Genomic DNA, 9,414 nt, shown 5'->3' on the forward strand with positions numbered 1-9,414 from the left:
CAGCCTCCTATTCCTTGACCAGAACGACGGAAAAATACGGCCCGTCTTCTGCGTCTTTCAGCGACGTATATACGTTTTCCCCGGCCATGCCGCACCGCTCGACCATAGATGCGGCGTCCAGCCTGCCGGCGGCGGCCAAATCCTGCTTCAAATCAGCCAGCGGCCCCGACGGCTTCATGACGACCTTGCTGCCGTCCATGGCCAGCAGCTCCCGGCGGTCGCTCCGATTGCCGGGAATGATCGTCAGCGTTTCGTCCTTTTCGCACAAGGGCTGCCCTAATCGGGCTGCGGCGGCGCAGAAGCTGGGCACGCCGGGGATGATCTTCGTCGCGTAGCCGTGTTCTTCGACGATGCGCTGGACGTACAGGCTCGACGCGTAGATCGTCGGGCAGCCCAGCGTAATGAGGGCGACGTCCCGTCCGGCCGCCAGCTTTTCTTCCAGCGCCGCCGCACCGGCTGCATGGGCTTTTGCCAGAGCAGCTTCGTCGCGGGTCATGGGAAAATCGATGTTCAATATATCTTTTTCCTGCAAATCTACGTCGGCCATCGCGGCGACGGCCTGCAGCAGGATATCCTTAGCCGTCCCTACGCCGGCCCGTCCCTGCGGAGCGGCCAGTACCGAACAGGCTTGGATGCGTTTTAACGCCTTGACCGTAATGAGCTCTGGGTCGCCCGGCCCGACGCCGATGCAATATAAGGTTCCCTTCATCATAGTATCTCCCTTGTCGTATGATGCAGCAGCAGCTCCTTCGCCCGGCTCGTATATCCCAGGACGCCGTACGTATTGGAAAATAGGACGGCGCCGGTCTGCACTTCGCCATGAACGCGCTGCTCCATGTAATATTCTATCTTTTGGCACGTAAAGGCCATGACGGCCTCCCGCAGCCCTTCCTGCGTCAGGATGCGCACGGCTTCGTCCGTCGTCACGGCGTCGTATACGGCCCGTCCTGTCTTCCGGGACGCACCGCACAGCATAGCCGCCAGCGCCAGGAAAGACGTGCGCCCGTCGGCATAGGCTGAATGCGTGTTCATAATACCCTGAGCTACCTTGACCAGCTTGCCCAGATGGCCGATGAGCAGGATGTCCTCAAAGCCGCAATACAGGCCGTAGTCCAGAAGCTCGCCGACGTAGTTGCTGATCGTCACCCGCCTGGACACGTCGACACCCAGCCGGCTGCGGCTGAAATCGACGCCGTAGTTTCCAAAGAAAGCCAGCAAATGCCTGTCGCCGGCAGCCTTGCGGGAATCCATTTCCAGCCGTATCGTATCGACCAGGGCTTTCTCGCTCATGGGCTCGACGATGCCCGTCGTCCCTAAAATAGATAAACCGCCGACGATGCCCAGGCGGGGATTGAAAGTCTTCTTCGCTACCTCTTCGCCGCCGGGAATGGAAATCGTCACGGCAAAGCCGCCGCCATAGCCGCAGGCTGTCCCTACATCTTCCAGAGCCTGGCAAATCATGCGGCGCGGTACGGGATTGATAGCCCATTCGCCGACAGGGCAGGCAAGGCCGGCTTTCGTCACCGTGCCGACACCCTCGCCGCCGCGAATAGCCACGCCCTGAGCCGTTAAGGCCACGTCGGCATAGACGAGCAGGCCGTTCGTGATATCCGGGTCGTCGCCGCCGTCCTTGACGACAGCGCAGCGCGCCTTGCCGGGCCGCATGGTGCTGTCTTGTATTTCCAAGGTCAGCACGACGCCCTGCGGCGTTGTAATCGATACGGCGGCTGCGGCCTCTCCCGTCAGAGCCATGCGGGCCGCCGCTTTCGCCGCCGCAGCGGCGCAGGAGCCCGTCGTATAGCCGCAGCGAAGCTTTTTGCCGCCTGTTACGGAAAATAAATCCATAGGCCCCTCCTTATCGTTCCAATCCCAGGGGGATTAAAGCCCTGCGGCCGTCTGACATCTGAACCAGCTCGGCCTGTACACCGAAGACGCGGCGCATCAGATCCGGCGTCAGCACGTCGGCTGTACGTCCTGTGCAGACGATTTCTCCGTCTTTCATGACGATGGCCTGCTGCGTGTACTGCAGAGCCTGATTCATATCGTGAAGGACGACGACGATGGTCAGTCCTAACTTTTCGTTTATATGGTTCAGCAGGCGCATCATGTGCAGCTGATGACGCATGTCCAAATACGTCGTCGGCTCATCTAAATACAAAATGGACGACCGCTGGGCCAAGAGCATAGCCAGCCAAACGCGCTGCTGCTCGCCGCCCGATAACTGCTGAACTACGGCGTCAGCCTTGTCTTCCAGCCGGACGGCGTGCAGGGCCTTTTCCACATACAATTCGTCCTTCGGCGACGCCGGGCGGTAAAACGTCCGATAGGGAAACCGCCCCATGCGCGCCAATTCGCGGACCGTCATGTCGTCGGGAGCCTGATGCAGCTGAGGCAGCACGGCGATATGACGGGCCAACTCCCGCCTGCTGAAGGATGTGATGTCCCGTCCGAAAATGGTAATCGTCCCCTTGTCCGGCCGCAGCATGCGGCTCATGGCCTTGAGGAGCGTACTCTTGCCGCAGCCATTGGGTCCGACGACGGCCGTGACGCTGCCCTTTTCAATAAAAACGGTAACATCGCGCAGGATATCCCTGCCTCCCAGGGAAAGGGACAGATGCTCTGCCGAAACGGCGTAATCCATCGCTGTCACACTTCCTTCCGCAGGAGAAATAAAAAGAACGGCGCGCCTATGAAAGCCATGATCAGGCCCGCCGGCAGTTCGACCGGCGCGAAGAGCACTCGGGCCAGTGTATCGCTCAGCGTCACGACGGCCATGCCCAGCAAGGCCGAGCCGGGAATGATATAGCTGTAATTCGTGCCGACGAGAAGGCGCACCATGTGCGGTACGACGAGACCGACAAAGCCCAGCAGGCCGGCTACGCTGACCGAGCTGGCGGCCAATAAGGCGGCCACCGCCGTGAGCAGCACCCGGGCCAGCTCGATATTCAGTCCCAGAGCCCGGGCCATGTCGTCGCCGAGCTGCAGGACGTTGAGGTAATAAGCGCCAATCAAAGCCAGCAGCAAGCCAGCGCACCAGTACGGCGCAACGACAGCCGCTTCATTCCAACTGGCCGCCGAAAAACCGCCGACCATCCACAACAGCGCACCGTGCACCCTATCGCTGTAAAATACGAGAATCCCCGAAATGCCGGCACTCAAAAAGGCCGAAACGGCTACGCCGGCTAAAATAATCCGCACCGGCTTGATGCCGTTTTTCCAGGCCAGAGCGTAAATCGCTCCGGCCGCTGCCATCGCCCCGAGAAACGCCACGGGCGTCATGAGATAGGTCATGGCCGGAAACAGGACAAGGACGGCGATGCCCGTAATGCCTGCGCCGGCAGAAATTCCGATAATATGGGGGTCTGCCAGGGGATTGCGCATGACCGCCTGCAAGATAGCTCCGGCTACGGCCAAATTCGACCCGACCATAGCTCCCGTCAGCGCCCTGGGCAGGCGCAGGTTCCACACGATCTGGTCGGCCGTCTGGGCCGTTGGATTCCATAAAATAGAAAGCACCTGACCGGGCGGAATCACTGCCGCCCCCTGGGCGACAGACGCGACGACGCCGGCGAGGGCCGCTGCCGCAAAGAGAACCAGCATGAGGCAGCGCCAGGCCAGGCGGTTGCGCGGCCCTATCATGAGAAGGCCTCCGGATAGGCAAGCCGGGCCATATAGGCTACGGCGTCGGGATAGTCGAGGCCGGGATTCAGGAGGAAGTACCGCTCAGGCAAAACGTATACCTTCCCTGCCTTCACGGCCCGCAGCGTCGCCCATGCCGGATTCGACATGACATCCTGACGAATCCGCTCTTCTATTTTTTCTGCCGGCCCCATGGAGGTGAAGAAGATAATATCCGGGTCCTTCTCTGCCAGTGCTTCCATGCTGTAGGGAACCTTTTCCATCGTTCCGCTGGTCTGGGCGTCGGCGGCGACGTTATCCAGATGAAGCATTTTAGCCGCGCAGCCGGCAATGCTGCTGTCAAGCTGAACCGTCACCGAGCTGGGCGTCGCGTGGATAATAGCGACCTTTTTATGGTCCTGCGGCGCTTTGGCGACGATGGCTTCTATAGCCTCATCCATTTCCGCTGCCCGAGCCTCGGCCGCCTCTTTCTTGCCGTAAATTGTCCCGAAGACGGCTAAATTCCGCTTTACGTCGTCATAGGTCTTGCTGCGCAGGGCGATGACGGGGATGCCGTTCTGCTCCAGCAAGGACACCAGCTTTTGGTGCTGCACCTCGCTGGCTACGACCAGATCGGGCTGGAGCTCGATGATTTTCTCGACGCTCACGTTGTATACGGGCCCTACGTCCGGCACCGCTGCGTATCGCTCAGGCAGCTCGGCATCTTCGGCCTTGACCGTCGCCCGGCCGGCCAGCTCGCCATCGAGGGCGTCGGCCATATTCAATAAAGACGTAGACAGGACGACGACGCGCTGCGGCTTCTCTGCCAGCCGTACGGTCCGGCTCATATCGTCCGTAATGACGGCATAGGCCCCGTCAGCCTGCCCGTTTCCTTGGGCCGTCGCGGCGTTCTGCGGCGCGCAGCCGGCGGCAAACAGGGCAAACAAGTACAAACACAGACCGGCCCAAAGGAACCACCGTTTCGTATGCATCCTATCCCCTCCTGTCATTGGTTAAAAGCTGTATTTCGCCCCGGCCAGCCAGAACCGCCCGGCCGACGGGTAATCGTGGTACATGTCGTACCCTTCGTTGGTCAGGTTATTCACCTGGGCGTATACGGTAAAATCTTTCGTAACGTCATAGCTTACGCCGAGATCCCACGTTACGTAGGAGCCATGCATGTAGTAATCGTCGTCGCGGCCCGTGCCGGCGTTCATGGTCATATTGACCTTCCAAGCTTTGTTGTGGAAATGCAGGCCGGCATGATAGCCGTTGGGGCGGTTGAATGATTCGTCGACATGCATTCCCTTGCCATCGCCTTCATTAATTTTCGTATGAATATAAGAATAGCCTAATTCATAATCCCACTTGTCGTTGATAGTCTTATTCATAGAAATTTCTACGCCGCGCTTTTCTTCTTTATTCAAATTACGGACTTCTGAATACGTTGAACTACGCTCCCAACGAATAGCGTCGTTCAAGCTGCTGCGGAAGAAATTAACGTTGAATTGAGTTTTTTCATCATATTGATATGTAACGCCAAGATTTTGCGTATATCCTGTTTCGGCTTTCAAATTCGGATTCCCTTTAGACGTTTTTCTAGAGCTAACTAAATAATAGTATAAATCATTTAATTTCGGTGCAGCAAAAACACGGCTCCAATTGGCATAGACATTCCATTTTTCGTTAGGCTGGTAATTCATAGCAATGCGCGGCGTTTTATGATACCCAAATTCGCTGTTATCATCTAAACGAACGCCCGGAGTAATATTTAATTTTCCAAAGGTCATGACGTTTTCCAAGTAGAGAGCCCGGTTTGTCCGCTCCTTGTCTACGTAACCAACTTCTGCATTAGTTCCTTCATCCTTCGTCCATTCTACGCCGACCGTCAGCACGTTGTGATCACCCAGCTTCCAGCTGTTTTCAGCCTGCACACCCTGGTAGCGGGAATGGAAATGGTAGGTCCAAAGATTTTTGGAATAGTTATTGAAATAGCGGATAAAGCCCGGTGTATCGCCGTCTTCACCAAAGGTATACGTAAGGCTGTAGTTGTTGTTCAGCCGCTCAATCCGCTTGTTGGCCGTAATCGTCTGCAAGCCCGGCCGTTCATCGGAGTCGTCGAAGGTCGAGCCATGGCCCTGAAAATTCGTATGGGCAGCCCAAAAAGTCAAGGAGCTGCTGTCGTTCAGTTTCTGGTCGATGCGGGCCGTCAGGGAATCCTTATTGTAATCGCCGCGGCTTTCATCCGTATCGTATCCGTCGTCGTTGAACTGGTAATACTTCCGATGGCCCAGGCTGCCCGTGACGTACCATGACGTATTGCCGCTGGAGCCGCTCGTCGTCAAGGAGTAATTATGCGTTCCCCACGATCCCGTATTGACGTCCAGCGTCGTCCGGTTTTGGCCGCCTCGTTTCGTAATGATGTTGACGACGCCGCCGACAGCGCCGCTGCCGTAGCGGACGGACCCGCTGCCCTTGGTCACTTCAATCCGTTCGATATGATCGACACCGGGCAAGGTCTGCAAATCGACGGTCCCGCGGCCATAGGCGGCGCTCTGGGGATTGGTAATAGGCTGGCCGTCGACGAGGACGAGGACCCGGTCGTCGCCGTTCAGGCGGATGTAGGCCGACGTTCCCGGCACCTGTTCCGTCACGGTGACGCCGTTTACCTGTTCCAGCGCCGTCTGCACGTCGATATATTGATTGCGTTCCAAATCTTCTGCCGTGATGACTGCCGTGTTCGACTGTTTTTCCTGCAACGCCTGAGCCGTCAGCACCGGCTGATAGCGATCGGCCGTTACGACGATTGTATCTGTATCTGCGTCCGCTGCTGCCGCGCCGACAGGTATGCTTCCTGCCAGCGACAAGCAGATCAGCGAAAGCAGCGTTTTATGTGATGTCATATATGTGCTCCTTATATACTATATAGTACCATTAACGTATTTGAAAGGGAATATTCAGCTCTCTTTCCGAAGCTACAGCCTGACCGTAGCTGTTCTGCGCCGGTTCGTACACGCAGCCGTAGGCGATCTGCACGGCCGCCTCGTCCATGGCCGCATATCCCGACGAAGCAGAAACCGACGCGCTGGCAACGGAGCCGTCCGCACTGACGACGATGTGAACCGTCACGGTTCCGCCGATATTTTTCCGCCGCAGTTCTTCCGGATAATAGGAATTCACGTCGGGTACCGATACGAGGCGGGCTTTCGTCGCCGGCCGCAGTCCGTCGCCGCCGGGAACACCGGCAGCGCTTCCGCCGGAGCCAGACTCGCTCCCCGAACCGGACGCTCCCTGCCCTGCACCGCGGCCCTGTCCATCCGACGAAGGGCTTTGCCCAGCCGCGGATTGCGTTTTATGAGCCGCCGCGATTTCCTTAGCCTGGGCGGCGTCGACGCCCGTCTCGGCCATGATTTTCTGTACCTCCCGCTGTTCCTGCACCTCTTCGGTATAGGACTCGTCGATAGCCGGCATCGGGCTGGCCGGCGCTTCATACGTCGGGGCGCCGTCTCCGCCGCCCAATTTCGGCAGGTTGTTCATCGAATCTTCATTATATACCGTCACGTCGATTGGCTCGACCTGGGAACGGGTCTGGATAAAGGTAAACACGCCAACCGCCGCCAGTACGACAAACAGCGTCCCATGGACAGCCAGCGAGACAAACAGAGCCAGCCGCTTATCCTTGTCCTCGCGCCTCACTTCGCACCGCCGCTTTCCGCAGCCAGGCCGAAATGGGTAACGCCTGCACCCTTCAGCTCATCGAGCAGGGCCATGACTTGTCCGTAATCCAATCCTTGATCGGCTCGGATGACGACGGAAAACTGCCCGCTGCGGCGCTGCGCTTCGGCAGCCTGCCGCACTAAATCACCGCGGCTGATTTTCTTATCTTCCAGCCATAGCGTCCCGTCTTTTTTCATCGTCACGACGTAGTTGACCTTCGTCTGGGCCTCAGCGTGGACAGCCTGGGGCAAATCAACGCCGACAGTCTTCAAGTCGACCATGTACAGCGTGCTGATCATAAAGAAAACCAGGAGGAAAAACATGATGTCGATCATGGGGATGATCATGACCTCCGGCTTCGTAAATTGCCGTCTGTCCCGCAGTCTCATAATACTCGCTCCCGTTCCTTGCGCGGCATCAGCTCAAGAGCAGAAAAACACAATTCCATGTCCGTAATGATGCGGTCCAGGCGCTGCGTAAAATAGGCGTGAACTGCCAGAGCCAGAATGGCTACGCACAGCCCAAAGGCCGTCGCCACGAGAGCCTCGCCGACGCCGCCCGTAATGGCGATAGCTTGACCCGATTCGACGTTGAAAATGCTGAACGACGTAATCATGCCGCTGATCGTCCCGAGAAGCCCCAGCAAGGGAGCCATGGTGACGATGACGCTCAAATAATACAAGCGGCTGCGCAGCTTGGCCAGTAATACGCCCGACTGCACTTCGACAAAGGCGCCGCGCCGCTCATCGTCATAGGCAAATGCATCGGACACAATCAAAGCCAGACCGCCCTGCCCCCGACGGGCCGCTTCGCAGGCTTCGTCATATTTTTTCAATTTCATGTACGTGTAAAATTGCTGGGCAAAAGCCTTCCCGGCGTCCATGCGCTGATAAAAGAGCCACCGCTCGACACCTACGTACACGACAAACAACGAACAGGCCAGCAGGGCGTACATGACGATGCCGCCCCTTTGAAACAACTGCAGGCCTTCTGCTATGGATTCCATATCTCCCTCCCCGGCAATGCCGTCACCATTTCCTAAATCAAAAAAGCCGCAAGGATATCCCTCACGGCTATTCGCGCAACATTGAATCTCCATTCCCATCGCTCGCAGGTCTATCGGTGATTATCAGTCAGGCAGTTCTTCTGGCTCAGATTCATCGCTCCGCTGCGCCTTCCCATACCCAATGGGGTACAGTGACATATTGCAGCATCGCTCCTCGTTACAGCGGCGGGACCGCGCCGGAGTTTCACCGGACTTCTCTATTAAGTCTGCGACACCTGACCTGCATATAAATAGATTTTAATTAACTATAGCATGCCCCCTAGGGCCTGTCAATACGCGGATTTCGGTACGAACGGCTCCATTTCGTCATAAAAGACAAAAACCATGTACATTCCCGACAGTATCAAGTGGTAGATGGGATTTATTTGATGGGGACGTCGCAGCGTCCCTTTCCTTCCTTCGGCAGCTGTGATCTGCATCATGTACGCAATACGGTACCCGCCGCCATTTTCTGCCAATGTCCGCAGCCGAACGATTCGTTTCGCCCTAGTTTTCACACAACTTCAATTTTTTAAACTGCCTATGCGGCAGACAACTGAGTATCGGGTAGTCCTGTGGTTTCGTCTATTTTCTAAACTGCCTATGCGGCAGACAACGTTGTTCCCATCGTAGACCAAGAGATGGTCTTTTTCTAAACTGCCTATGCGGCAGACAACTATATGCCTGGAAAGACGTCCCCTTCCCAGAATTTCTAAACTGCCTATGCGGCAGACACCATTAAGCGGCAGAAATGCCGCTTTTTTTGTTATTTCTAAACTGCCTATGCGGCAGACAACATAAAGGCGGCAGGATAATGCGCTTTCAGATATTTCTAAACTGCCTATGCGGCAGACAACTCGGTACGTTTCCAAGCTACGAAAGATATGTTGGATAGGGCAGGTTTAAATCCGATTAATAAAAATCAGACAGAATCAGCAAAGGTAGTGTCAAGTATTTTTCGCAAAATGGTTTGCAGGCCCTGATATGAGTGAAGTCACCCAGCAATGGAGGTATCCTCCAGAGCCGCCTGTAGG

At 56.7% G+C, this 9,414-nt stretch carries 9 protein-coding genes, 1 CRISPR repeat array and 1 riboswitch; all 9 genes read right to left on the reverse strand.

The features are described from left to right. Positions 1-7 precede the first annotated feature (7 nt). Genes cobI through OCV58_RS04285 form a run of 9 tightly spaced genes read right to left on the reverse strand, consistent with a single transcriptional unit; the run spans position 8 to position 8,341 of the window. On the reverse strand, positions 8-712 hold the full coding sequence (gene cobI / locus OCV58_RS04245) for a precorrin-2 C(20)-methyltransferase (protein WP_154877044.1): 705 nt from the start codon (positions 710-712) through the stop codon (positions 8-10). Then, on the reverse strand, positions 709-1,845 hold the full coding sequence (gene cbiD / locus OCV58_RS04250) for a cobalt-precorrin-5B (C(1))-methyltransferase CbiD (RefSeq protein WP_154877045.1): 1,137 nt from the start codon (positions 1,843-1,845) through the stop codon (positions 709-711). Before cbiD ends, cobI begins: the two co-directional genes overlap by 4 nt. A gap of 10 nt (positions 1,846-1,855) precedes the next feature. Next, positions 1,856-2,641 (reverse strand): ABC transporter ATP-binding protein, encoded by a 786-nt coding sequence (locus tag OCV58_RS04255; RefSeq protein WP_154877046.1) that lies wholly within the window; start codon positions 2,639-2,641, stop codon positions 1,856-1,858. 5 nt (positions 2,642-2,646) lie between these two features. Continuing rightward, complete coding sequence (locus OCV58_RS04260) at positions 2,647-3,639, reverse strand: FecCD family ABC transporter permease (protein WP_154877047.1); 993 nt, start codon at positions 3,637-3,639, stop codon at positions 2,647-2,649. After that, positions 3,636-4,610, reverse strand: coding sequence for an ABC transporter substrate-binding protein (locus tag OCV58_RS04265; protein WP_154877048.1), 975 nt, complete (start codon positions 4,608-4,610; stop codon positions 3,636-3,638). The genes OCV58_RS04260 and OCV58_RS04265 overlap by 4 nt, the downstream gene beginning before the upstream one ends. A gap of 21 nt (positions 4,611-4,631) precedes the next feature. Then, on the reverse strand, positions 4,632-6,521 hold the full coding sequence (locus OCV58_RS04270; protein WP_154877049.1) for a TonB-dependent receptor plug domain-containing protein: 1,890 nt from the start codon (positions 6,519-6,521) through the stop codon (positions 4,632-4,634). A 31-nt stretch (positions 6,522-6,552) separates the two neighbouring features. Further along, on the reverse strand, positions 6,553-7,314 hold the full coding sequence (locus OCV58_RS04275; RefSeq protein WP_154877050.1) for a TonB family protein: 762 nt from the start codon (positions 7,312-7,314) through the stop codon (positions 6,553-6,555). After that, entirely contained in the window at positions 7,311-7,724 is a 414-nt protein-coding gene (locus OCV58_RS04280; RefSeq protein ID WP_095628908.1) for an ExbD/TolR family protein, read from the reverse strand. Before OCV58_RS04280 ends, OCV58_RS04275 begins: the two co-directional genes overlap by 4 nt. Beyond that, positions 7,721-8,341, reverse strand: coding sequence for a MotA/TolQ/ExbB proton channel family protein (locus OCV58_RS04285; protein ID WP_154877051.1), 621 nt, complete (start codon positions 8,339-8,341; stop codon positions 7,721-7,723). Before OCV58_RS04285 ends, OCV58_RS04280 begins: the two co-directional genes overlap by 4 nt. Before the next feature lie 113 nt (positions 8,342-8,454). Then, positions 8,455-8,635, reverse strand: a riboswitch (cobalamin riboswitch). A 274-nt stretch (positions 8,636-8,909) separates the two neighbouring features. Then, positions 8,910-9,235: a CRISPR direct-repeat array (repeat unit 26 nt; unit sequence TTTCTAAACTGCCTATGCGGCAGACA). Positions 9,236-9,414 lie beyond the last annotated feature (179 nt).

The organism is Megasphaera stantonii, assembly GCF_025567065.1.
GTDB lineage: Bacteria > Bacillota > Negativicutes > Veillonellales > Megasphaeraceae > Megasphaera > Megasphaera stantonii.